Source organism: Rhizobium brockwellii, from assembly GCF_000769405.2.
In the GTDB taxonomy this organism is placed as follows: domain Bacteria; phylum Pseudomonadota; class Alphaproteobacteria; order Rhizobiales; family Rhizobiaceae; genus Rhizobium; species Rhizobium brockwellii.
Window position 1 is genome coordinate 2745310 of the sequence record NZ_CP053439.1, and the last position, 24129, is coordinate 2769438.

General features: G+C 60.7%; 26 protein-coding genes. 14 read left to right on the forward strand and 12 right to left on the reverse strand.

Annotated features, from left to right (window positions below):
* Positions 1–165 precede the first annotated feature (165 nt).
* From RLCC275e_RS13755 to RLCC275e_RS13775, 5 genes are all read left to right on the forward strand, one after another.
* The gene (locus RLCC275e_RS13755) at positions 166–375 is read left to right on the forward strand and encodes an AbrB/MazE/SpoVT family DNA-binding domain-containing protein (RefSeq protein WP_012758182.1); all 210 of its coding nucleotides are present in this window, start codon (positions 166–168) and stop codon (positions 373–375) included.
* A complete protein-coding gene (locus tag RLCC275e_RS13760) occupies positions 375–752 on the forward strand; it encodes a type II toxin-antitoxin system VapC family toxin (protein ID WP_033180877.1) in 378 nt (125 codons plus the stop codon). Before RLCC275e_RS13755 ends, RLCC275e_RS13760 begins: the two co-directional genes overlap by 1 nt.
* A 118-nt stretch (positions 753–870) precedes the next feature.
* The gene (locus RLCC275e_RS13765) at positions 871–1122 is read left to right on the forward strand and encodes a ribbon-helix-helix domain-containing protein (RefSeq protein WP_012758184.1); all 252 of its coding nucleotides are present in this window, start codon (positions 871–873) and stop codon (positions 1120–1122) included.
* Positions 1106–1441, forward strand: coding sequence for a type II toxin-antitoxin system RelE/ParE family toxin (locus tag RLCC275e_RS13770; RefSeq protein WP_017994652.1), 336 nt, complete (start codon positions 1106–1108; stop codon positions 1439–1441). The genes RLCC275e_RS13765 and RLCC275e_RS13770 overlap by 17 nt, the downstream gene beginning before the upstream one ends.
* Positions 1431–2018 (forward strand): class I SAM-dependent methyltransferase, encoded by a 588-nt coding sequence (locus tag RLCC275e_RS13775; RefSeq protein WP_033180879.1) that lies wholly within the window; start codon positions 1431–1433, stop codon positions 2016–2018. The genes RLCC275e_RS13770 and RLCC275e_RS13775 overlap by 11 nt, the downstream gene beginning before the upstream one ends.
* Positions 2019–2067: 49 nt before the next feature.
* Here RLCC275e_RS13775 and ilvC read toward each other — a convergent pair whose 3' ends face one another.
* The gene (gene ilvC / locus RLCC275e_RS13780; RefSeq protein WP_018074238.1) at positions 2068–3087 is read right to left on the reverse strand and encodes a ketol-acid reductoisomerase; all 1020 of its coding nucleotides are present in this window, start codon (positions 3085–3087) and stop codon (positions 2068–2070) included.
* 49 nt (positions 3088–3136) lie between these two features.
* Positions 3137–3802, reverse strand: coding sequence for a TetR/AcrR family transcriptional regulator (locus RLCC275e_RS13785; RefSeq protein ID WP_018074237.1), 666 nt, complete (start codon positions 3800–3802; stop codon positions 3137–3139).
* Between the two features lie 141 nt (positions 3803–3943).
* Here RLCC275e_RS13785 and RLCC275e_RS13790 point away from each other — a divergent pair, with 141 nt between their 5' ends.
* Positions 3944–4423 (forward strand): hypothetical protein, encoded by a 480-nt coding sequence (locus RLCC275e_RS13790; RefSeq protein WP_171816914.1) that lies wholly within the window; start codon positions 3944–3946, stop codon positions 4421–4423.
* Between the two features lie 23 nt (positions 4424–4446).
* Positions 4447–4812 (forward strand): DUF4087 domain-containing protein, encoded by a 366-nt coding sequence (locus RLCC275e_RS13795; protein ID WP_033180881.1) that lies wholly within the window; start codon positions 4447–4449, stop codon positions 4810–4812.
* A gap of 83 nt (positions 4813–4895) precedes the next feature.
* On the opposite strand, the gene RLCC275e_RS13800 is transcribed toward RLCC275e_RS13795, so the two are convergent.
* The 3 genes from RLCC275e_RS13800 to RLCC275e_RS13810 all read right to left on the reverse strand — a co-directional run bounded on the left by RLCC275e_RS13800 (position 4896) and on the right by RLCC275e_RS13810 (position 8636).
* Complete coding sequence (locus tag RLCC275e_RS13800; protein WP_033180882.1) at positions 4896–6578, reverse strand: hypothetical protein; 1683 nt, start codon at positions 6576–6578, stop codon at positions 4896–4898.
* Positions 6578–7636: a glycosyltransferase family 2 protein gene (locus RLCC275e_RS13805; protein ID WP_033180883.1), complete on the reverse strand. Its 1059-nt coding sequence runs from the start codon at positions 7634–7636 to the stop codon at positions 6578–6580. Before RLCC275e_RS13805 ends, RLCC275e_RS13800 begins: the two co-directional genes overlap by 1 nt.
* Before the next feature lie 91 nt (positions 7637–7727).
* Entirely contained in the window at positions 7728–8636 is a 909-nt protein-coding gene (locus RLCC275e_RS13810) for an AraC family transcriptional regulator (protein WP_033180884.1), read from the reverse strand.
* A gap of 204 nt (positions 8637–8840) precedes the next feature.
* Between RLCC275e_RS13810 and RLCC275e_RS13815 the strand changes: the two genes are divergently transcribed.
* Positions 8841–9887, forward strand: a complete 1047-nt coding sequence (locus tag RLCC275e_RS13815) for an NAD(P)-dependent alcohol dehydrogenase (protein WP_033180885.1) — start codon at positions 8841–8843, stop codon at positions 9885–9887.
* Positions 9888–9953: 66 nt separating this feature from the next.
* Here RLCC275e_RS13815 and RLCC275e_RS13820 read toward each other — a convergent pair whose 3' ends face one another.
* The 4 genes from RLCC275e_RS13820 to RLCC275e_RS13835 all read right to left on the reverse strand — a co-directional run bounded on the left by RLCC275e_RS13820 (position 9954) and on the right by RLCC275e_RS13835 (position 14541).
* The gene (locus RLCC275e_RS13820; RefSeq protein ID WP_033180886.1) at positions 9954–11912 is read right to left on the reverse strand and encodes an elongation factor G; all 1959 of its coding nucleotides are present in this window, start codon (positions 11910–11912) and stop codon (positions 9954–9956) included.
* A 209-nt stretch (positions 11913–12121) separates the two neighbouring features.
* Complete coding sequence (locus tag RLCC275e_RS13825) at positions 12122–13387, reverse strand: NAD(P)/FAD-dependent oxidoreductase (protein ID WP_033180887.1); 1266 nt, start codon at positions 13385–13387, stop codon at positions 12122–12124.
* Positions 13388–13491: 104 nt separating this feature from the next.
* A complete protein-coding gene (locus tag RLCC275e_RS13830; protein WP_033180888.1) occupies positions 13492–14049 on the reverse strand; it encodes a hypothetical protein in 558 nt (185 codons plus the stop codon).
* A 27-nt stretch (positions 14050–14076) separates the two neighbouring features.
* Complete coding sequence (locus RLCC275e_RS13835) at positions 14077–14541, reverse strand: Lrp/AsnC family transcriptional regulator (protein ID WP_033180889.1); 465 nt, start codon at positions 14539–14541, stop codon at positions 14077–14079.
* Between the two features lie 156 nt (positions 14542–14697).
* On the opposite strand from RLCC275e_RS13835, the gene RLCC275e_RS13840 reads away from it, so the two are divergent.
* From RLCC275e_RS13840 to RLCC275e_RS13855, 4 genes are all read left to right on the forward strand, one after another.
* Positions 14698–15417, forward strand: a complete 720-nt coding sequence (locus RLCC275e_RS13840; RefSeq protein WP_033180890.1) for an aspartate/glutamate racemase family protein — start codon at positions 14698–14700, stop codon at positions 15415–15417.
* A gap of 231 nt (positions 15418–15648) precedes the next feature.
* On the forward strand, positions 15649–16566 hold the full coding sequence (locus RLCC275e_RS13845; RefSeq protein WP_033180891.1) for a bifunctional helix-turn-helix transcriptional regulator/GNAT family N-acetyltransferase: 918 nt from the start codon (positions 15649–15651) through the stop codon (positions 16564–16566).
* Between the two features lie 60 nt (positions 16567–16626).
* Complete coding sequence (locus RLCC275e_RS13850; protein ID WP_033180892.1) at positions 16627–17250, forward strand: TetR/AcrR family transcriptional regulator; 624 nt, start codon at positions 16627–16629, stop codon at positions 17248–17250.
* Positions 17251–17360: 110 nt separating this feature from the next.
* Positions 17361–18569 (forward strand): MFS transporter, encoded by a 1209-nt coding sequence (locus RLCC275e_RS13855; RefSeq protein WP_033180893.1) that lies wholly within the window; start codon positions 17361–17363, stop codon positions 18567–18569.
* Between the two features lie 11 nt (positions 18570–18580).
* On the opposite strand, the gene RLCC275e_RS13860 is transcribed toward RLCC275e_RS13855, so the two are convergent.
* A complete protein-coding gene (locus RLCC275e_RS13860) occupies positions 18581–18997 on the reverse strand; it encodes a winged helix-turn-helix transcriptional regulator (protein ID WP_027683816.1) in 417 nt (138 codons plus the stop codon).
* 123 nt (positions 18998–19120) lie between these two features.
* Between RLCC275e_RS13860 and RLCC275e_RS13865 the strand changes: the two genes are divergently transcribed.
* Positions 19121–20008, forward strand: a complete 888-nt coding sequence (locus RLCC275e_RS13865; RefSeq protein WP_033180894.1) for an SDR family oxidoreductase — start codon at positions 19121–19123, stop codon at positions 20006–20008.
* 219 nt (positions 20009–20227) lie between these two features.
* Here the strand turns inward: RLCC275e_RS13865 and RLCC275e_RS13870 are convergent, their stop codons facing one another.
* Together RLCC275e_RS13870 and RLCC275e_RS13875 are read right to left on the reverse strand one after the other, a co-directional pair.
* A complete protein-coding gene (locus RLCC275e_RS13870; RefSeq protein ID WP_033180895.1) occupies positions 20228–21958 on the reverse strand; it encodes a WG repeat-containing protein in 1731 nt (576 codons plus the stop codon).
* A gap of 266 nt (positions 21959–22224) precedes the next feature.
* Positions 22225–22977, reverse strand: coding sequence for a pyridoxine 5'-phosphate synthase (locus tag RLCC275e_RS13875; RefSeq protein WP_033181029.1), 753 nt, complete (start codon positions 22975–22977; stop codon positions 22225–22227).
* 451 nt (positions 22978–23428) lie between these two features.
* Here RLCC275e_RS13875 and RLCC275e_RS13880 point away from each other — a divergent pair, with 451 nt between their 5' ends.
* Positions 23429–24121: a MerR family transcriptional regulator gene (locus RLCC275e_RS13880; protein WP_003560859.1), complete on the forward strand. Its 693-nt coding sequence runs from the start codon at positions 23429–23431 to the stop codon at positions 24119–24121.
* The last annotated feature ends 8 nt before the right edge of the window (positions 24122–24129 follow it).

Consider the following 24129-nt stretch of genomic DNA (forward strand, 5'->3'; position numbering starts at 1 on the left):
CGAAACCGAGCGCCGACCGGTTTTTTTGTGGCCGAGTCAGCCGGAAGAAACCATCGTCAACGTCCCATTTGGCGACCGAAATAGCACCAACGCCAAAAACGGTTCGCCATTGACCGACGCCAAGTGAATTCTTACTATCTACCAATCGATAAAGGAAAAGTAAGAATGGCAACCGCAACCCTCTCTACAAAATTCCAGATCTCCATTCCCAAGGAAGTGCGCGAACAACAGCACTGGTCGGCGGGACAGGAATTCGTGTTCATACCCAAAGGCAAAGGCGTATTGCTGATGCCGGTCCCGACGCTTGCCGATCTTCGCGGCCTCGCCGAAGGCGCAGACAACAAAAACTACCGCGACCGGAACGACCGTTTCTAATGCGCGTGATCGACAGCTCCGCATGGATAGAATGGCTGACGAAAAGTGCTGCCGGAACCAGGCTGCAGGCCGAAATCCCGGAACGCGATCAATGCATCGTTCCGACGATCGTGCAGCTTGAGCTTTCCAAATGGCTGGCACGCGAAAAGGACGAGGAAGCCGTCGACAGCTTCATCGCTTATACCGCGACATGCATGGTTGTTTCTCTCGACACGACGCTTGCTCGCCGTGCTGCCGAAATATCGGCAGCCCATAAACTCGCCACCGCCGATGCGATCACTTATGCGACCGCGGAGCGCCACGACGCCGACATCCTGACCTGCGATGCCCATTTTAAGGATCTCGAACGCGTCATCTATATCGATAAAAAAGACTGATCCGCATGTGACCCAAGCCCTCGACGGCGCGGCACAACGCTTCTATCACAAACTGGGAAATGATAATCTGGCATCTGGAATGGCTGAAAACCGGCATGTGCAGGCGGCACCGAATCCAATGGCGAAAATGACGATCTCGCTTCCGGATAATCTGGCGGAATACGTCGAAAACCGTGTCGCAAGCGGCAGATACAGCAGTGCCGGCGCATTCCTGGCGGAGCTTATTCTGAAGGATCAGCTCCATCACAAGCTTGACGACGAAGAACTGCGCAACATCCTGAGGCAGGCTGAGGAAAGCGGCCCGAGCGGTCGACGCATTCCCGACATCCTGTCGGAAACGAAGGCAAAGCTGCGTGACAACAACCTATAGGCTAACCCGAACCGCAGACTCCGTGCTATCAGGCATCGACGAATATGCTTGCCTCAATTTCGGCGAGGCGCAGGCGGACGCCTATCTTCTCGACTGGGACAGGATTTTCGTGCTTCTTTCGCACGCTCCCTCGATGGGAGAAGAGTGCGACGAACTCGGCGCCGGCCTTCGCCGCCTCCTCCACATGCGCCACGTCGCCTTCTACCGGGTGGCATCGGAAGGGATTGTCGTCATTGACATCATCGACGCCGACCGGCTCCCCGAAAGACATCTTCAATCCAACCGACGCCCACGATCGGCCGAACAGCATGCCTCTTGATTGCACCTCCGCCTTCTATGAGGAAAATGCCGAGACATACGCCAAGCGGGCGCACAGCCTGCCGAAGCAGCAGCTCGATGCCTTCCTCGCCGGGCTTGTGCCGGGTGCGGCAATCCTCGAACTCGGCTGCGGCGGCGGACAGGACAGCACCTACATGCTGGCGCAGGGTTTCGACGTGACGCCGACGGATGGCTCGACCGAGCTTGCGAGACAGGCGGAAGTGCTGATCGGCCGGCCGGTCAGGGTCATGTTGTTTCAAGAACTCGACGCCGACAGCGCCTTCGACGGCGTCTGGGCGCAGGCAAGCCTTCTCCACGTCCCGAGGCCAGAGCTGTCCGATATCTTCGCCCGCATCCGGCGCGCCCTGAGGACAGGCGGCATCATTCATGCGACCTTCAAGGCAGGCGATGCGGAAGGCCATGACGGCTTCGGGCGTTATTACAACTATCCCTCCGCCGAATGGCTTTCGGAGCTTTTGACGAAAGGCGGCTGGCGGAATATCGCCATTAGCGAAAGCGACGGCGGCGGCTATGACGGCAAGCCGACCCGCTGGCTGATCGTCGGCGCAGAACGGTAAAGGCCGGAGCTTTCGCCCCGGCCTTAAACTGCAACAGCACAAAAAGTGCTTAGTTGACCGACTTGTCGACCAGTTTGTTCTTGCCGATCCAGGGCATCATGCCACGCAGCTTGGCGCCGACTTCCTCGATCTGGTGGCTGTCGTTCAGGCGGCGGATGCCCTTGAAGCGCGAGCCGCCGGCGCGGTATTCCTGCATCCAATCGGACGTGAACTTGCCGGTCTGGATGTCCTTGAGGACGCGCTTCATCTCGGCCTTGGTCTCGGCAGTGATGATGCGCGGACCGGAGACATATTCGCCCCACTCGGCCGTGTTCGAGATCGAGTAGTTCATGTTGGCGATGCCGCCTTCATAGATCAGGTCGACGATCAGCTTCACTTCGTGCAGGCACTCGAAATAGGCCATCTCAGGAGCGTAACCGGCTTCAACCAGCGTTTCGAAACCAGCGCGGATGAGCTCGACGAGACCGCCGCAGAGAACGACCTGTTCGCCGAAGAGGTCGGTTTCGCACTCTTCGCGGAAGTTGGTTTCGATGATGCCCGAACGGCCGCCGCCGACGCCGCAGGCGTAGGAGAGAGCAAGTTCAAGCGCATTGCCGGACGCGTTCTGGTGAACGGCAACGAGGCAGGGAACGCCGCCGCCCTTCTGGTATTCGCCGCGAACCGTGTGGCCCGGGCCCTTCGGTGCGATCATGACAACGTCGACCGAAGCCTTCGGCTCGATCAGGCCGAAATGAACGTTGAGGCCGTGAGCGAAGGCGATTGCCGCACCGTCACGGATGTTGCCAGCGATGTCAGCCTTGTAGATGTCGGCCTGCAGTTCGTCCGGGGTGGCCATCATCATCAGGTCTGCCCAGGCGGCAGCTTCGGCAACCGTCATGACCTTGAAGCCATCGGCTTCGGCCTTCTTGACGGTCGGCGAACCGGCCTTCAGCGCGATGACGACGTTCTGGGCGCCGCTGTCCTTGAGGTTCAACGCATGGGCACGGCCCTGCGAACCGTAGCCGATGATGGCGACCTTCTTGGACTTGATGAGGTTAAGATCGGCATCACGATCGTAATAGACGCGCATTTGAAGTTCCTTCCCTTTGCTTGTCTTGTTGACTGTCATTAAAGCGGAATCAGCCGAGAACCGGCATCTCCGCCAGAACCTTGTCCGTGCCATAGAGCCTGAGGAAGGCGGTGACCGCCCTCTCCGCCTGGCGTGCGGTATCCTTGAGGCCCGGTTCGCCGAGCAGCATGCGCACATGCAGGTCGGAAACAACGAGGCCGTAAAGCGTGTGATAAGCCTCGTCGGCATCGGAAAAACGCAGGAGTCCTGCCCTCTTCCCGGCATCGATCAGCGCCATGGCGCGCCGGTCGATTTGGCGGCGGCCGCGCTCGAGCAGAAGCTTGCCGAGTTTCGAGCCGTCGCGGTTCGACTGGCCGATCGCCAGCCGGTTCAGCGCCAGCGAGACGTCGCCTGCGAGCACTTCCAGCAAGTCACGCGCAAAAATGACGACATGGTCGTGCAGGCTCGCCGCTGTCAGCCGCTCGCCGTTGCGTTCGAAGGTGCGCACCTTGCTTGCCTGATAGGCGATCATCGCAGACAGCAACCCGTCGCGATCACCGAACCACTTATAGAGGCTTTCCTTCGAGCAATTGGCGGCGCGCGCTACGCCCGAAGTCGTCAGCGCCTTCTCGCCGCCATCGACGAGCAACTGCAGCGCCTGCTCCAGAACGGCGTTCTGGCGCGGCGAAAATTCGCTCGGCTCTGCGGTATCGACGGACACGATCATGGCTCCCATATACGTACCGTACGGTACGGTTCGTGAGGTTTATGCGATAAACCGATCAGGTCGTCAAGAAGTCCAGATAGATTTTTTTAATACGGGAAACCGCGATGAAACACCAGAATTGGATAGGCGCGAATCCTCGGTGATCGCATAATGTCGCGCTACGCCATTTGCCCGGAGGCTTCGATGTCACGCCTGTCTGCAGCTCTTCTCCTGCTCGGAGCAATTCTCCTTGGCGGCCCAAGCGCCCTCGCACAGTCCGACAGCGACGTCTACAACCGCATCGAGGAACTGCCCGGCGATGCCGCAAGCTTCGACCGGCCGCTGCGCCAACTTGTTCGGGCGATGCGCTCAGGCGACGCCGAGACCATCGCCGGCCTTGCCGAATACCCGCTGACGGTCAAGGCCAACGGCGAGACCTACGACGTCGAGAACGCTGAGGATTTCATCGACAATTTCGACGATCTCGTGACGCCGGAAACGCGCAGCGCCGTCGGGCGCCAGCAATACGAGGACCTATTCGTCAATAGCGACGGCGTCATGCTCGCCGGCGGCGCCGTCTGGATGGGCGCGATCTGCGAGGACAACGCCTGCGAGGCGAGCCACTGGGCGATCATCGCGATCAACAATTAAAATCTGGCGACGAGGAAAAGCCGATGAAATACCGGATAGCCGCCGCAGTCATCACCGCAGCTCTCGCGATCGCCGCAAACGCACAGGCCGCCGAAACGCGCTGCGGCTGGATCGAGAATCCGACGCCCGCCAACTGGTGGCTGGAGGACGCGGAGAACACCTGGACGATCATGACCCAAGGCGACGATGCCGGCGAGGTGGAAGGCATGGAGCTGATCTCCGACATCTCCGAACATGATTATGTCAAGACCAATGGCAATTACGGCTATGCCTGCGCATGCATGAGTGTGGAAACTGATGGCAAGGACCGCATCACACGCATCCTCTCCTTCCGCCAGCTAAAGCTCGCCAAATGCCGTGCCGACAAGGCGCTGAAATTCCCCGGCTGACCAACCCATCACCCGAAGAGCGGATGGCGGCCGCGATCATGAGCCAATCGTCCAGAGGCAGTTGATCCGCGAAGAGCCGCAGCCTATGACGCCGTAGCGCAACCAGCGGGGATCAAGAGAAGCTCTGCCGGCATCGCCTTGTCGATCGCGTAAAGCTTTGCGAAACCCGCATCTTCGACCAGCGTCAGGCCCGCCGGCATCAAGGTGCCAACATAGCGATCGGGGATATCGGCATTGGCGACGAGGATGAAATCGAAACGTCTGCGCCAGTCCGACAGATAGGGCGTGAAGCCTTTATATTCCTGTATCATTGCCGGGCATGAAAGCACGCCGATCGACAGCAGATTGCCCTCGGGAACCGCGATCTCAGACCATGGCGACAGAACGGATAACGGCTGTTTGCCTTTTGCCGTGAAGAGCGTTGGCACGAAAGCATGCGACAAGGGCACGGCGAGCGTCGGCAGGTGCCGGAAAGTATCCAACCCCCAGGCAAAATGCCGGTTGGAGTGGGCAAGATCGCTCACTGTCTCGGGTTCATGTCCCAGAGGCAGCACGGCTGCACCGGCCGGCACTTTTCTAAGCACAGTCTCGACGGCGGCAACATCCTTCTGTGCCAGCCACCAGTTCCAGCCGACCCAGCCGGTACGGCCGAAGACCGCGAGATTGATGATGAGCGCCAGCAACAGCGCTTGCCGACGCGTGAGATTGGCGAAGGGGCACACCATCGCCATGGCGACGAGCGCTGTCATGATCGGAAAGCGCCAACTGATCCATCCGGTGCCGAGCATGTGGCGAGGCGAAACACAGGACAGAAGCAGCAGGCCGCAGGCGGCGACGGCAAGCCCCGCATGCATGCGGATGTCGCCCGCGCGGACGGCACGCGTGCAGATGAGGATCAGCGGCAGAACCAGCACGACATCCACCACCGGGACATAAGTCGTGATGGCGGAGAGCAGATTAAGGACGATCAGGATGATACCGTCGTTCCAGGCAAGGCCGAGGCCGTTGCCGCCGGCGTTGGGCAAAGCCGCCGTATGGAGATAGAGCGCGAGCGGCGGCAGGACGCAGGCGCCGAGCGCCAGCGCCAACCGGCCGGCGAGCCTCATCAGACCCGCCTTCGATCGCACGATATCGATGCGCCAGGAAAATTCGAGGCCGCAGACGATCGCCATATAGAAGCCAAGCGCGAAGAGATGCATCACCGTCAGCAACAGCGCGGCGGCGAGCCGCCAGGCAAAAACCACGGCGGGATTTCTGCGCTGCAGCCGCAGATCTACGCAGGCGAAGAACAAGGCCATGCCGAGGCCGATCTGGAAGTTGATGAAGCCGCCGATCATGGTGGCGCACCAGCCGAGCGACAGCATAGCGGTCTGCCAGTGGTGCCGGCCGCCGAAAAGCGCGCGGTGCAGGCCGATTGCCCCGAGCGGCGGCAGCACGATCGCCAGGAAAAGCAAGGCCCCTGCAAGCCTGTCTGCGCCGACAAGCGGCCCCATCCAGGTGGCCAGAACGTCGATCCCGACATTGGTGAAGGTGCGGTTCCAATCGACCGCATAGATCTCAGGAAACGGCGGCTCGCCGATCCCGCCCGAAAGGAGCCAGATACGGGCGTAGTGATTGGCGTAATCGAGAACCGGCGGAAAGGGAAACAGGAGAACCAAAGCCGCGGCAAGTCCGACGAATGCGACGATCGCAACGGTGGAGTCCTGTCTGGCGATCAATTCCCCGGGCCCGGCTGCGGCCACAGCAGGCGCGGCAATCCGGTCCATTATCCGATCCGGCTGTTCTTTTGCGAGCGCGGCGGCTCTTCGGATGCAAAGGCCGCATCCAGCGCGGCGCGTTTGTCGCTGGCGCTCATTTCCGAGAAGGCGATCGACAATTGTGCCTGTTCACCGCCGCGCACGATCGTCTCGACCATGAACATCGGCCGCTTCTTGCTCTCCTGTACCAGACGGCCGAGATACTCGCCGATGATGCCGATGCAGATCAGCTGGATAGCGCTGAAGGCGCTGACCGCGGCCATGATCGACGACCAGCCGGTCACCGTCTCGCCCTGCAGCCAGCGAATGAAGGTGTAGACGAGCAATGCGATCGCGACGCCGGCGCTCATCATGCCAAGCCAAGTGCTGATGCGCAGCGGTGTCGTTGAAAAGCTGGTGATCGCATCGAGAGCGAAATTGATCATCTTGCGCAAAGGATATTTCGTCGTGCCGGCAAAACGGGCGTCACGCTCGTAGGGGAGCGCCACCTGCCTGCCGCCGATCCAGCTGACCATGCCGCGGATGAAGCGATCGCGCTCCGGCATCGCCAGCAGGATATCGACGACACGCCGGCGCATCAGCCGGAAATCACCGGTATCGCGCGGGATGGTCACGGAAGCGAGCTTGGACAAAGCGCGATAGAAGAGCGAAGCGGAGGCCAGCTTGAACCAGCTTTCGCCCTGGCGGCGCGTGCGCTGACCGTAAACGACGTCGGCGCCGCGCTCCATGATCGGCATCATCATCAAAAGCAGCTCGGGCGGATCCTGAAGATCGGCATCGATCAAAAGCACGCGCTCGCCCCGCGACGCGGAAAGACCCGCCGTCGATGCCAGCTGGTGACCGTGATTGCGCAGAAGACGAACACCGAGCACCTGCGGCACATTTGCCGCCAGATCCGAAATGATCTCCCAGGTACGATCGGACGAGCCGTCGTCAACGAGAATGAGCTCGAAGGCATCGCCGGCAACGCTGTGAGCAGCGGCGGCAGCGCGGCGGCAGAACTCGCGCAGCCCTTCTTCCTCGTTGTGACAAGGCGCGACGATGGAAAGAAAGGGTGCTTGCGTCATGCTGACGTCGGTGCCTGCTTGATGTTTGGCGCCAGACTAGCGACGAAAGGTCAAACATCCTTTAACGATTGGCTGCCGGTCGCAAGGCCGACTATTCCGCCGCCATGACCTCGCGGGCGCCGTCGACATCGCGGGCCGGCGAGGCCCCGTAGAGGCGGCTGTATTCGCGGCTGAACTGCGACGGGCTTTGATAGCCGACGCGGTGACCGGCCGTGCCCGCATCGAGCCGCTCCACCAGCATCAGCCGGCGCGCCTCGTGCAGGCGAAGCTGCTTCTGATACTGCACCGGCGTCATCGCCGTGACCGACTTGAAGTGATGATGGAAGGAGGACACGCTCATGCTGACGCGGTCGGCAAGGTCTTCGATGCGCAGTGGCCTCGCGAAATTCTCCTTCAGCCATGCGACGGCGCGCGCGACCCTGTTGCTGTGGCTGTCTGCAGTGGCGATGTTGATCAGCCGCGCGCCATCCGGCCCGGTCAGCACCCGATAGAGGATTTCCTGCTCAATCAGCGGCGCCATGGCAGGAATGTCGCCTGGACGATCGAGCAAGCGCAGCAGGCGGACGGCGGCATCCAGGAGCTCCGGCGGAGCGACGTTCACCGCCATCCCGCGCTGCCCGTCGGTATCGGCGGCCGGGCGCGGAATATCGATGCGGCTAAGCAACTCCAGCAGCTTTTCGGAATCGATTGCCAGCCCCAGGCAGAGATGCGGAACCTCAGGGCTCGCCTCAGTGACGCGCCAGGCGACCGGCAGATCGAGCGAGGTCAGCAGATAGTCGCCAGTCCCGTAGCTGATAAGTTCCGCGCCGAGCCGCAAGCTCTTGGCCCCCTGCAGGACAAAGGCAAAACAGGGTCGGTAGCTGCTGTGTAAGGGATCGCTGGGCTTGGACCGACGGCTGATGTGAAGATTGCCGATATCAGTCGCGAATTCGCCGTCACCGGCTGCGAAGCGCATCGCGATATCGACAATTTCCTGATAGGGGCTGAAGGGCAAGGTCATGCGGCAACTCTTTCTGTCAACTGTCTGACGCCGGCGATACCGCTCTTATCTAGAGTGCCTTCGCCATTTCGCAAACAGGCTAGCGCCTCACTTTTGCAGGATCGTGCAAAAAGCTGAGAGGATCGCTCTAACCCTCTGCCGCAGTTCCGGGCAATAGTCCACCATCTCTTTCAACCCCCACCACAATCGAAAAGGATGGTTCCCATGCCTATTGCAAGAGGCTACGCCGCGACCGACGCTTCCAAGCCGCTGACCCCTTTCACCTTCGAACGCCGCGATCCGAACCCCGATGACGTCGTGATCGATATCAAGTTTGCCGGCATCTGCCATTCGGACATCCATACTGTCCGCAACGAATGGAAGAACGCCGTCTATCCGATCGTGCCGGGCCATGAGATCGCCGGCATCATCTCGGCCGTCGGTTCCGATGTGACAAAATTCAAGGTCGGCGATCGCGTCGGCGTCGGCTGCTTCGTCGATTCCTGCATCGGCTGCGCCGAGCGCGACCTCGATCGGGAACAGTATATGCCGGGGCTCGCCGGCACCTACAACGACTTCGAAGCCGACCGCAAGACACGGACCCAGGGCGGCTATTCCGACTCGATCGTCGTCAGGGAAGGCTATGTCATGTCCATTCCGGACAATCTGCCGCTCGATGCCTCTGCGCCGCTGCTCTGCGCCGGCATCACGCTTTACTCGCCGCTGCGCCACTGGAATGCCGGCCCCGGCAAGAAGGTCGCGATCGTTGGGATGGGCGGCCTCGGCCATATGGGCGTCAAGCTCGGCGCCGCCATGGGCGCCGATATCACCGTTCTCTCCCAGAGCCTTTCCAAGAAGGAAGATGGGCTGAAGCTCGGCGCCAAGGAATATTACGCCACCAACGACCCGGAAACCTTCACGAAACTCGCCGGCACTTTCGACCTGATCATCTGCACCGTCAGCGCCGAGATCGACTGGAACGCCTATCTCGGCCTCCTGAAGGTGGACGGTTCCTTCGTGGTGGTCGGCGCGCCGGAAAACCCGATCCCCGTGCATGCCTTCTCGATCATCCCCGGCCGCAAGAGCATATCAGGCTCGATGATCGGCTCGATCAAGGAAACCCAGGAAATGCTCGACTTCTGCGGCGAGCACAACATCGTCTCCGAGATCGAGAAGATCAACATCCAGCAGGTCAACGAAGCCTATGAACGCGTCCTGAAAAGCGACGTCCGCTACCGCTTCGTCATCGACATCGCCTCGCTGGCGGCTTGAGAACATGAGAGGCGGCTCCTTTGGGGGCCGCCTTCACGCCCACGACGAAGTATGCGCTGAGGAATCTCAGGACATGCCTTCGACATGTCGGTGCAGGCTCAGCAGATATTCGACGCCGTTGAACGGATCGGGTCCTGAACGCCGGCGAACGCGCGGCGGGCCGGCCATCGAGGCATGATGGTCGAAAGAGGTTTCCATGGTCCCCGCCCCGCTCGTCAGGCCCGGCAATTGCTGCTGGACGCTCTGGATCATCGCGGACGCCATGGTGCCTTCCACCCAGGCCATGCCGTGGGCAATGACGGAATCCGTCATCGTCGCGGCAGATTTCGCAAGCAGGGTCAGCAAGCCGCTCAAGCTCTCCGCGGGCGCTTCGAGATGAAAGCGGTCGATCGGTTCGCATAGGACGGTTTGCGCGGCCGACAGTGCATCTGCCAGCACCCAAGGTGTCAGTTGCCGGAAATCGGCGGCGGTGCTTGCAGGCGAGCTGTGCCGGGCTGCCGTCATCGCCACGTGGCAATCGATGACCTGCCAGCCGAAAATGCCTTGCTTCAGCGTTTCGAACACGGTTTCTTCGACTGCCCTGTAAAAGCTGGCGGGCATCTGGCCCACCTCCACATCAAGTGCAAAGCTGTTGCCTGCCCCTTCTGGACGCGGTTCGACGCGTAGACCGACAGTGGCAAGAAATGGATTGGGCTCCTTGAAGAGGATCTGCAGGCCTTCCCCGGTTCCAGCAAGCCTCTCCACCAAGATGACCGTGCTTTCCTCGAACGCAGCCTCGATACCGAAATCCGTCAGCAGGGTCGATTGGACGACCTCCTTCTGCACCTCGCCATAGAGCGATACGAAGATGTCGTCGGCATCATCGTTCCGGCGCAGATTGATCAATGGGTCCTGCTCCGCCATCTGGTTCAGCGCCAGCCAGAGGGCCGCCTTGTCGGAAGGCCGCCGGGCAAGGACGCCGGTTTCAAGGCTGGGCGGGGCAAACTGCGGCCGCCCACCCGCGAGCAGGTCGCCGCCCACCGCATCCCCGATGCGGGCGCCGGCAAGGCCGCTTAGGCGCGCGATCTGCCCGGCGCAAAAGCTTGCGGCGCCATGAACCCGGCCGGCCTCGAAAACCTCGATCGCGGTCACTCTTTCCGGGCCTTTGGGCAAATCCAGATGTTGCCGCAGCCGGACCATGCCTGACGTCAGGTATATATAGGCCAGCTTTTCACCGCCCCAGCCGCGTTCGATCTTGAAGATTTTTCCGGCAATCGGCCCGTCCGGATCGAGGCGCCGGCCGGGCAATATCGTCGCAATGGCGGATGTCAGGGCCGGCACGCCGACGCCGGTCGTTGCCGCACCTGCGAAGACAGGATGCACCAGACCGCGCGCGACCTGATCGCTCAGGCAGCGTCCAAGCCTGTCCGCCGTCAGGCGATCGGGCGCCAAGACGTAGTCGTCCAGCAGCGCCTCGTCATTCTCTGCGAGAGCTTCGCAGAGCGGCGTGAAAAGCGGTTCGCATCCGAGAGCCAACGCCGCCACCCTGGCAAGCCTGCTGCCGGCATCGATGACGGAAGACATGGCGATGGGGCGAACCGGCAATTGGCTGGCAAGAGCTTTCAGCACGTCCTCATATTGCGCGCCGAGACGATCGACCTTGTTGACGAAGAAGATGAAGGGAACGCCAAGCCGCCGCAGCGCCCGCACCAGCACCCGCGTCTGGGCCTGCACGCCTTCGGCCGCCGAAACGACGACGACCGCGGCATCTAGCAATCCGAGCACCCGCTCGACCTCGGCGATGAAATCCGGGTGACCGGGGGTGTCGACGAGATTGACGATCCTGTCGCCGATCGTAAACGACACCACCGCGGCTCTGATCGTGATGCCGCGTTGCCGTTCGAGTTCGAGAGTGTCCGTCTGTGTATTGCCGTTATCGACGCTGCCGAGCTTGTCGATGACGCCGGCATCAAAAAGCAGTCTTTCGGTAAGGCTAGTCTTGCCTGCATCCACATGGGCGAGGATACCCAGATTCAAAGTGCGCATGAACCACCAACTTCTCAGAATTTCGAATGTGATTTTCGTGAGAAGTGAATCGGCGCATTGGAACCTCTACCCGCTGCTAGCTACGGCTGGATGCGTAACTCCCGGTGGTTTTCGGAAGACGCGACCAAACCCTAAGGGCGGATCCGAAGATATGTCAAGCTTGACCATATCGCTGCTTCGAGGCTCAGCCTCTGGGTGCGGGAGAAGAGTTACTCCTCCTCCCGCATCGTTTCCCTCTGGGTTATCAGCCGGGCGCTGTGCTGGCCGCTCAGATAGATCCACAGCCAGCTCCAGGCGACGGAGAAGCGTGAGCGGGTGCCGATCAGGAAGTAGATATGGGCAAGGCCCCAGATCCACCAGGCGAGCCAGCCTTTCAGCTTGATCCGGCCGAAATCGATGATCGCAGCACTCTTGCCGATCGTCGCCAGGCTGCCCTGATGCCAGTAACGGAAAGGCGCCGGGGCCGGTTTGCCCGATATGCGGGCGCGGATCACCTTGGCGACGTAACCGCCCTGCTGCTTGGCGGCGGGCGCAATGCCCGGCACCGGCTTGCCGTCCTCGCGCATGACCGATGCGGTATCGCCGACGACGAAGACGTCGGGCAAGCCCGGCGCGCTCAGATCCTTCTCGACCACGACGCGGCCCGCCCGGTCGGCCGCAACGCCGAGCCACCTTGCCGCCGGCGAGGCGGTGACGCCGGCTGCCCAGACGATCGTCCGGCTGGCAACGAAGGTCTCGCCGATCTTCACGCCGTCGGCGTTGCATTCGGTCACCGGCTTGCCGAGATGGATCTCGACCCCGAGCTTCTCCAGCGCCTTCTGCGCATAGGCCGAAAGCTCCTCGGCGAAGGTCGGCAGCACCCGCGGGCCGGCCTCGACCAGCACGACGCGGGTCTTGCGCGTGTCGATGTTGCGGAACTCCTTGGGCAGCGTGAAATGCGCGAGCTCGGCAATGATGCCGGCCAACTCGACGCCGGTCGGCCCGGCCCCGACGATGGTGAAGGTCAGCAGCGCGTCGCGCGCGGCAGGATCGCTCTCCATCTCCGCCTTCTCGAAGGCGAGCAGCACACGCCGGCGGATCGTCGTCGCGTCCTCCAGCGTCTTCAGGCCCGGCGCCACCGGCTCCCATTCGTCATGGCCGAAATAGGCATGCGTCGCCCCGGTCGCCAACACCAGCGTATTGTAACCAAGAGTCATGCCGCTGCGTAGAGAAACTGTCTTGGCGCCGCTGTCGACGCCGGTGACCTCGCCGAGCAGCACGGTCACGTCAGGCCGGTCGGCATAGAGACGACGGATCGGCCAGGCGATCTCGGAGGTGGAGAGAATGGTGGTCGCCACCTGATAGAGCAGCGGCTGGAAGAGATGATGATTGCGCCGGTCGACCAGCGTGATCCTGACACCAGCATCCTTCAACCCGTTGACGAGCTGCAACCCGCCGAAACCGCCGCCGACAACGACGACATGATGATCGCTCATGACCTACCCCTTTGCGCCATTTCGCTAAGGCCAATGTGGTCATCGCTGCAACGGTTGCAACCGTCGTTTCGGCATATCTCCCCTGCATCGCTCGCAGTCGAGGGTTATCGGCTCCCTCGGCAATCGAACCTTGCTTTTTCAAGCAAGTTGTAGACTTGGCGCGCACCGTCGATCGCCAGAAGCTGAGGTTCGTTCGAGAGGCCGGGTGTCCAGACGCTTGCCATCCTGTATCGCTGATTGGAAGGCACGCTGAACTTAATCGTACCCCTGCCATGGCTGTCTTCTGCAAGACTGATCGACGGCAGGAGTTCGAGCTGAGTGGCGGAGAAATTGGGAAAGGGGCCACTCCTGCGAATGATCACGCGCCTATCGGTCAAGCTGTATTCAGTCCGGGCCCGCACGGCCGCATCGACGACAAAACGTCCGGCAATCAGATAGAGGCCTATGAGCACAAACGGAATACCCCACAGACGCATGAGAACCGGGGTGCCCACCGTATTCATTACACTCATTTCCCAAAATATTGCGAAGCCGCCCCAAAAAAGCGAGAATGGAACAAGGAGAAGATCCCACGGTGTCAGGCGAAACCCTTGTACGGGACGCCCGGACCACAGTAGTTTTTCCCCCGGCATGAAATAACTCTGAATATCGCTAGTGCCCATCTTATCGTAGCCCCTGAGAACGACGGTTCACCGGACGTATCCCACGGGTATTGCCATTCCATGTTTCAATTCTTCCATCGAAATCGACGCGGAGACATCAAAGAGTTCGAGCCGGCGCACGATCTGCTTATAGATCACATCGTAATGCTCGACGCGTGGCAGGACGATCTTCAAGATGTAATCGTGGTTACCGGTCAAACGGTGCGCCTCGACGATCTCGGGAATGTCACTGATGATCCTTCGGAAGCTTTCCGTCCATTCGTCGGAATGGTGTGCGGTCTTGACGAGTGCGAAAACCGTTGTCGGCACGCCCATCTTGTCCCGATCGAGCACGACGATGCGCCGGGCGATATGGCCGCTCTCCTCTAGCCGCTGGATGCGCCGCGAACAGGCCGACACCGAAAGCGCCACGCGCTCGGCAAGGTCGGTCACGGATATGCCCGCATCCTTTTGCAATGTATCGAGAATGCGCCTGTCGCGATCATCAAGCATGTGTCAAACGTAAACCCTTCGCCCAATTTTTGCATGCTTCCTTATAAACACGCAAAATAATATCACATATCTCACGCGAGGGACAAACAACGCAAACACGCCGCGCTGGGATTGGGGCATCATCCTTGTAGTTGAAAAGCTTGGGAGCATGAAAAGATGGAAACGATCGGCCTGATCGGCGGCATGAGTTTTGAAAGTTCGGCGGTCTACTACCGTCTCGTCAACGAGATGGTGCGTGACCGCAAAGGTGGCCTCGCCTCGGCCGAGCTCATCCTCCATTCGGTGAACTTCGAGGAGATCGTCGCGCTTCAGAAGGCCGGCGACTGGGATATGGCCGCCCGTCGCCTCGCCGACGTGGCTCTGCGCCTGCAGATCGCCGGTGCCGGCTGCATCCTCATCTGCACCAACACCATGCATCTGATTGCCGACAAGGTCGCAGACAAGATCTCTGTGCCACTGATCCACATCATCGACGAGACGGCGAAATCGCTGCATGCGGCCGGCCAGAAGCGCCCGCTGCTGCTCGCCACTCGCTACACGATGGAGCACGGCTTCTACAGCGACCGCATGAAGAGCCATGGTGTTGATATCATGGTGCCAGATGCTAGCGACCGCACGACCGTGCACGACATCATCTTCAACGAACTCTGCGCCGGCAAGGTGCTCGACAGCTCGCGCGACAAGCTCATGGCGGTGATTGCACGCGCCATCGACAACGGCGCCGACAGCATCATCCTCGGCTGCACCGAGATCTGCCTGATCCTCGACCCTGACCACCTCCCCCTGCCGGGCTTCGACACCACCGCGATCCACGCCCGGGCGGCGGTCGATTTCGCGCTGGGAATGGACGAGACCGCGGAAGAGGAAGCCGCCTGACATCGCCACGTTAGTTGACTCAGTCCATTAAATGCAGAACAAGATCTCCATCTGGAGATCTTTGCCGGACTGCTGACAAAGTCGGCCAACTCCTCTTTCGTCATGCTCGGGCTTGTCCCGAGCATCTGCAACCGGTGCAGCAGATCCTCGGCACAAGGCCGAGAATGACGTCGAGTAAAGGGCGATGTTTGTCAAAAAACTGACAAAGATCTCCATCTGGAGATTTTTGTCATGTCCGATATTGCCCTTATCGAAACCGCCCGTGATTTCAACCGCTTCTATACGAACTTCCTCGGCCTCCTGAATAAGGCCTATCTCGACACGCCCTTCACGCTGACCGATGCCCGCATCCTCTTCGAGATCGGCTCGCATGGCGGCATCAGCGCTGTAGCGCTTGTCCGCGACCTGCAGCTCGACCCGGCCTATCTCAGCCGCATCCTAAAGCGTTTTCGCGCCGAAGGGCTAATCGAAACCAGCCCCGATCCGGCAGATCTTCGCAGCCAGGTCATCATTGTCACCGATCAGGGACGAGAGACGTTCGAGGAACTCGGCCGACGCTCCAATGCGCAGATCGCCGCCCGTTTCGATCGCTTGGCGGCCGGCGAGCCGGAGGCCGCCGTCTCCGCCATGCACACGATCCGCGCGCTGCTCGACCCGGCGGCGAAGCCTCCGCCGGCCATCATCCGCGCCCACCGCGCCGGCGATATCGGCTGGATCGTTCAGAGCCAAGGCCGCTTCTACGCAGAAGAATATGGCTGGGATCTGCGCTTCGAGGCGCTGGTCGCCGAGGTCGCCGGAAAATTCCTCGCCAATTTCGATCCAGCCAAAGAATATTGCTGGATCGCCGAACGCGGCGGCATCAATGTCGGTTCGGTCCTCGTCACCAATGGCGGCGACGGCATCGCCAAGCTCCGCCTACTCTATGTCGACAAATCAGCCCGCGGTCTCGGGCTCGGCAAATTGCTGGTCGATGAATGCATCCGCTTTTCCCAGCAGAAGGGCTACCGCGAACTCTCCCTCTGGACCAACGACATGCTGGAGACCGCCCGCGCCATCTACGTCAAAGCGGGCTTCCGGCTTGTCTCCGAGGAGAGACATCGCATGTTTGGCCCCGAAGCGAACGGCCAGAACTGGGTGCTCGATCTCTGAATTTGCTGCGCAGCAGAAATTTCACTTGATTTGGAAACGATCATTCCCTAATTAGGCGCCATGACCGTTGCCACTCTCACACCAGAAGCAAAGACCCGCAGCCGTGGCCGTCCGCGCGAGTTCGATATGGACGCGGCACTCGATGCAGCGCTGCGCGTCTTTTCCGAACGCGGCTACCATGCCGCCTCCATCAGCGAATTGACCGAAGCAATGGGCCTTGCTTCGGGGAGCATCTACAAGGCATTCAAGGATAAGCGCGGGATATTCCTCGCTGCTTTCGCCCATTATCGAAAACTTGGCCGACGGCGCCTGGAAGCGATGATCGCGTCTGCTGAGACCGGTCGCGAGAAGGTCTTCCAAATGGTGATGTATTATACCGAGCTTTCCTATGGCGAAGCCGGCCGCAAAGGCTGTCTCGTCGTTGGCGGCGCCAACGACTTCGCCCTGCTTGACGAGGAAGCCGCTGCCCACGTCGTGACTGCCTTTACCGCGGACGAAAAGCTGATGGCCGATCTCATCCGCATCGGTCAGGCTGACGGCAGCATTCCGAAGACGGTAGACCCGGATGCCGCCGCCCTCGCCTTCCTCTGCTTTACCAAAGGCCTGCGCGTCATCGGCAAAACAGGACGCAGCAGGGAAGAGATGTTGTCCGCGGCCGAGGCCGCGATGAAGCTCGTGACCTGAACAGTCCACACCGTGGACGAGAGAAATACCGGCATTCGGTCAAGGATCGGGTGGCCGCAGTCAGCATTTTTGCATTCAATCCTTTCAATCTTTGAATACCGGAGTTTCTGATGAGCGTTTCAGCCACCACGCCGGATGAGGCCATTCCCAGCGCGCTATCCCCCTGGCTAACCTTCCTTTTCGCCGCCGCCTGCGGATTGGTGGCCGCCAATCTCTATTACGGCCAGCCGCTGGCCGGCCCGATCAGTGCCGATCTCGGCTTCACGCCTGCCGCCACCGGCCTCATCGTCACGCTGACGCAGATCGGCTATGGCCTCGGCCTGCTGCTGATCGTGCCGCTCGGCGACCTCACCGAAAACCGCCGTCTGGTGTTGATGCTGATCGCCGTCTCCGCCGTTGCGCTCATCGGTGCGGCGCTGTCGTCGACGCCCACAACCTTCCTCGTCGCCTCGCTCTCTATCGGTCTTTCATCGGTCGCAGTTCAGGTCCTGGTTCCCTTTGCCGCCAACATGGCGCCGGATGCAACGCGCGGCCAAGTCGTCGGCAACGTCATGAGCGGCCTGCTCTGCGGCATCATGCTCGCCCGCCCCTTCGCAAGCTTCGTCGCCGAAGCCTCCTCCTGGCACGTGGTCTACTACGTCACCGCAGCGCTTATGCTCGTGCTCGCCGTCGTCTTGCGCATCAACCTGCCGGTTCGCGTGCCGAAGACGAAGCTGCGCTATGGCGAGTTGCTCGCTTCTATGGGCCATCTGGCGCTCACCTCGCGCGTGCTGCAGCGCCGGGCGCTCTATCAGGCCGGCATGTTCGGCGCCTTCAGCCTGTTCTGGACGACGACGCCACTGTTGCTCGCAAGCCCAACCTTCGGCCTGACGCAGAACGGCATCGCTCTCTTCGCCCTCGCCGGTGCTGCCGGCGCCGTCGCTTCGCCGATCGCCGGCCGACTTGCCGACCGCGGCATGACAAAGATCGCCTCGACGCTTGCCATGCTGCTCGGCATGGCCGCCTTCCTGATCAGCGATTTCGCCGCAGACGGCTCGCTTACCGCCCTACTGCTTTTGACGGCAGCGGCGATCCTCCTCGATTTCGGCGTGACCACCAATCTCGTCTGCGGCCAGCGCGCCATCTATGCGCTGAACCCGGAACACCGCAGCCGGCTCAACGGCCTGTTCATGGCGACCTTCTTTGCCGGCGGTGCGCTGGGCTCAGCGCTCGGCGGCTGGGCCTATGCGACCGGAGGCTGGACGATGACGGCGTGGATTGGCTTCTGCTTCCCGGCGCTGGCCTTCCTGCTGTTTCTGACGGAAGGACGCGGCAAGTAGAAGAGAGCAGCCTATTTGTCGGTGGAATCAAAATGCGAACGGGCGGCGCGAACGGCATCATGGTTCGCTTCCGCCCAGTTCAGAAGCTGCGACAGCGGCTTGTAGAGCGAACGTCCAAGTTCGGTCATCGAATATTCGACGCTCGGCGGCTTGGTCGGGAATACCTCGCGGTCGATATAACCATCCCTTTGCAGGTCGCGCAGCGTCTGCGTCAGCATACGCTGCGAAATATCGGGGATCATCCGCCGCAGCTCGCCAAAGCGATAAGGCCGATCCGCCAGCACCTCGAGTAGCAGCGTCGACCATTTGCCGCCGATCTGCTGCATCATGTCCCTGACCGGGCAATTGCCGAAATCGAGGCCGGCGAGATCGATCTCGCGCCGCGCCCCCGGCACTCTGTTCTTCAGACTGACGACCGCACCGCTCATCTGCCGGTTCCCTTTTGGTAACGTAGAGCTGAAAAACTGCCTCCTTTACACTGCCTAGTCAATTCCTATTCTAGTGTTACTCTCTTTTCGAGACCACCTGCACAACACAGAAGGAAACGACGTATGAGCGAAATCATCCTGGTCACCGGCGCTGCGGGGCAGCTCGGCCAACGTGTCATCCATCACCTCATCGAGACCTACAAGGTCGCCCCCGGCAACATCGTCGCGGCGACGCGCAGCCCGGAAAAGCTCTCCGAACTCGAAAAGAAGGGTGTCGTCACCCGCAGGGCCGATTTCGATGACGCGGCAGGCCTGGAGAAGGCTTTCGCCGGCGTCGACCGGCTGCTGATCATCAGCACCGATGCGCTGGACACTCCCGGCAAGCGCCTCGCCCAGCACAAGGGCGCCGTTGCAGCGGCCGTCAAGGCTGGCGTCAAGCACATCGCCTACACCTCGATGCCGGCGCCGGACGATTCGCTTGTCACCTTCGCGCCCGATCATCTCGGCAGCGAAAACGCCATCAAGGCAAGCGGCATCGCCCATACGATCATCCGCGACGCCTGGTATCACGACAATTACCTGCACGGCATGCCGCACAACCTGCAGGGCGGCAAGTGGTATAGCGCCACGGGCGACGGCAAGATCTCGACCATCTCGCGTGACGACTGCGCCCTGGCGATTGCCGCAGCCCTTGCCTCCGGCACCTCGGAGAGCGCCACCTATACGCTGACCGGCGCGCAGTCGCTGAACAACCGGCAGATCGCCGCCATCGTCTCCGATGTCGCCGGCAAGCCGTTAGAGGTGATCGACGTCAATGATGAGCAGCTCGGCCAGGGCATGCGCGGCGCCGGCCTTCCCGGTTTCGTCGCCGACATGCTGGTTTCGGCCGACGCCAACACCCGCGCCGGCAAATTCGACATCGTCACCGAAGACTTCACCAAGCTGACCGGCAAACAGCCGCAGCCGCTGAAGGATTTCTTCGCGGAGCACAAGGCGGCGCTGACCGCCTGAGGCAACGCTTGTCGCCCCTGTCCTTTGGGTTTAACCTAAGGACAGGGGTGCAGTAGACACGGATCTTGACTCAAAAGAGCTTCATTCCAGGTGCGCCATTCACGACGAAGACGCCCCGCGGCTGGATTCTGCAACAATAACGTGACCGAGGGAGAATACCGCGCTGCTTCTCGACACGAGATCGCCCGACAGCTTCATGACGCGGGAAATAGCCGATCCTTAGAATTGCGAGACGAAGCGAGGCGGTTTTTCCCTAAGGTCCAGCCCGTATTCAAGCTCGGCCCGCATCCAGAGAACACCGCTTTCATAGGGATCGTCAGACATTGTCTCAGTTCGCGCGTCGGCGACATTGCTGTCAGGCCAGTTCTTGACGCACGCGCCGTTCTCGCGTTTCCGCTCGTTCCGGTCGATCGCACACCATTCTCGTCTCTCGTCGAACGGAACCCATGCGAGACCATCCCGGAAACAGGTGATGGCGCGATATCTCGGCTCGACGACGATATTCCCGGCGGCATCCGCGATGCCCCAAAGCAAGGTTCCGTTCGAATTCCTGGAGACGCGCTGTCCGCCGTCTGGTTCGCAACGCAACTTTGATTGCCGATCCTCCAGGCGGCGCGGCTCGGCGACTTCACGTCCTGATGCGTCGATCCAAAACTTCCGCGCATCCTTCGATACCGCATAGGCGCCGGAATCGGGCTGCATCTCATCGAACTGGGGAGCGAGGGCCAGTACGCCGCTGCTGTCCAGTATTCCCCACTTGCCGTCAACTTTGACGCTGGCATAGCCACCGCTGAAACCAAATTGGCTCTGAAATGACGGCGGATCGACAAGCAGTTTGCCGTCCTGCTTTAGAAATCCCCATTTTCCATTGTACCGAACCGATACGGGGAATTCGCAAGTCATGTGCGTGTCGTCAAAGAGATACGAAACCGTCGGCTTTTCGTCCGCTCCGACGACCTGAATACGGTTGCCGCTGTGCATGAATTTGATACCCGAAGGACATGCAACCAGCGCCTTCCCATCCTCCGGGTTGGGCACCAGATCCCCGGCACGGTTGAGCCCGATCCACTGGCCGTCGACCAATATCTTGGCCACCTCACCGGAATAATCGGGCAATCTCGCATCGTCAAACAAACGCCCGCCAAGCAACCGTCCCGCCTCGTCAAGGAGGCCGGCTTTCTGGTCTTCGGTCACACGGTAAAAACCGTTTCGATACCCATGAATCCTAAACTGCTGTGGGGCGAGAATAGTTTGACCGTCACGGTCGATCACGCCGCATTGGGTGGCGTCGGCCAGGCCATGTTGGGCGGACTGATCTTTTTGTCCGGCCGGCCGACCATAACAGACAATTGCTCTTCCTCCATGGAGTTTACCGACTGTTTCGAAGCGAGGCTCGATCTTCCAGGTTCCGTCGGGAGCAAGCAATCCGTATCGTTTATCTCCCGGTTGAGCGGCCCAGACGAAAGTGCCGAATTCGAATTCTTTAATGGCCAGCTTATCCTTCAGGATCTTTCCCGAAGGCAGATCAATGAGCAGATAGCGCAGATCGCCCCTCTCCACGACCAATTCACCGATCGTGAAGCGTAACATGCCAAAGGAATCCGACGCGATCGCTTTGCCAGGACGAACGAGGGCCGCCTCGGCTCCGAATGGGATGGCACGCGCGTAGTTCGGCGCCAATACGAGCTTTCCCGCCCTGTCGATGATTCCTGCCTTGTCACCGAGCACCACCTCGGCATGGCCTTTGCGAAATGCACGGGCAAGGTCGAACGCAGGCGCGATCACCATATTGCCACTCGAATTGATATAGCCGAATTTCCCCTCGGAGCGCACGGCGGCCAGCCCCTCCGAGAAAGGAAGTCCAACTTCGAACTTGCGATCGATCCGTGGTTCTAACGTCGCTCTGTCGATATAGCCGCAAAGAGCGTAGACGCCGCCGCACCTTTCCACCCATCTTTCCGGCCGGGGATCGGCGACCCCGGCTCCAACGGAGCAGAGCAAACACGCCCATGCTGCCGCGACAAACATAAATTGACGCGTAACAACTCTCATCCTAGCGCCCCCCGGTTGAAAGAACTAGGAGATGCTCGTGTGTTGGAAATATGGCCGGTCCGCAAGTCGGATGTCACGAACACAGGAATCCTGCGCGCGCGGCACGAGAGACCCTTGCAGGGCAAGTTAGTCGCCGCCCAATACGCAAGAAGGAAAAGACTTCCTCAAACCACCTGACCACAGGCCCGGCAGAAGCGCCGCACCGTTTCCGCCATGCCGTATTCCAGCGCATCGGCGGTCAGCCCATGGCCGATCGAAACCTCGGCAAGAGCGGGAATGCGCTTCACCAGATCAGGCAGGTTTTCGACCGTCAGATCGTGACCGGCATTGACGGCAAGGCCGATTGCAAGGGCTGCATCCGCCGTCCGTCCAAGCGCTTCAAGGATCGGGCCTGCCCGCTCCGGCGCATCGAAGCAACCGCCATAGGGGCCGGTATAGAGTTCGATCCGATCGGCGCCGACCGCCTTGGCGATCTCAACCGCCTGTGTGTCCCCGTCACCGTCGGCAAACAGCGACACCCGGCACCCCATCGTCTTCAGCCGCGCGACGGCATCGGTCAGGAACGCCTGGTGCTTGCGGAAATCCCAGCCGTGATCGGAGGTCGCCTGGGCGGGATCGTCAGGCACCAGCGTCACCTGCTCGGGTGCAGCCCCGGCGCAGAGTTCGAAGAATTCTTCGGTCGGATAGCCCTCGATATTGAACTCGGCCTTGGGGAATTCGTCGTCGATCAGGTTGCGGATCACAGGCAGGTCGGAAAAGCGGATGTGCCGCTGGTCGGGGCGCGGATGCACCGTCAGCCCGCTCGCTCCAGATTTCAGCGCGATACGCCCAAGCGCTTCGACGCTCGGCCAGGGCAGGTCGCGCCGGTTGCGCAGCATGGCGACGGCGTTGAGGTTCACAGAGAGCTTGGCGGGCATGGCGAGATCCATCGGTCACGGAAATGGGAGGCCTGCTTTTAAGCCAAGTGCTCCGCGATGGCCAACGAGATTCACAAATGGATGCGATGCCAATCGCTGATGGGGCACCGAAATTACGCTGAGCATTTGCCGCACGCGTACCGCAGATAGTAAATCCCGTCACCTTTGAAGAGGACCACGAGATCCCGCAGTGCAACACATGTTTTTGTGCAACACACCCAAGAACCCGGCAAAATATGCCGGTAAAGTTGCTATCCCATTTAAAAGAGATTATTTTTAGCACTTATAAAAAAGATCGTTCACGCATAACGTGGACATCGTATCGCGTAGAGTATGCCGCGTACTGCTTCTTTCCCAATGAGAAGAACGCCTAGAGGAAACCCCACTCGCCGCGCATGGGAAGCAACTGGCAAAGCCGCATGAGGTGCAACAACATGCCCCAGGAGGGTTCATGCCAGACGGTTCCAAACGCCTGTTTGCCACCGCCGGTATCGCTTCGGAGGCCCGATCGAAATATCGGTTCCTGCCTTCAGCCGCGCTACCGCCGGATCTACCTGATGGTCCGGTGCCCATTGCCGACATGGCAAACGCATTCGGCGTCACACACAGGACACTGCATTTCTATGAAGAGAAAGGGTTAATTTCAGCCAACCGCATCGGCCTGATGCGGGTCTACGGCCAGGACGATGTGATGCGCATGGCCGTGATCACGGTCTGCCGCGATACAGGTATGCCGATCGCCGTCATCCAGGAACTGATGGGCGAACTCCGCAACGCCGATTCGCAGGAAGCGGCCGAGGCAATGTTCCGCGAGGCCCTTGAGGTGCGCAAGCGCGAACTGACGGCGGAGATGTCGACGCTGCACCGCCAGCTCCAGCAGGTCGGCGACCTCCTGGACTACGACGGCAGCATCGAGGAGGCGCCGTTAAACGACAATCAGGACAGTGCAAGCCTGACCCCGCAGGAGCGGCGTTGCCTGGAACTGATGGCGGAGGGTTATTCCACCCAGCGCATCGCCCGGGCGCTCGACCTGAAACATGACGAAACCCGTGACCTGGAGGCCGGAATCATCCTGAAATTCCGCGCCAACAACCGCTTCCAGGCCATCGCCAAGGCAGTTCTGCTCGGTATCGTGCAGGCTTAGCGCCATCC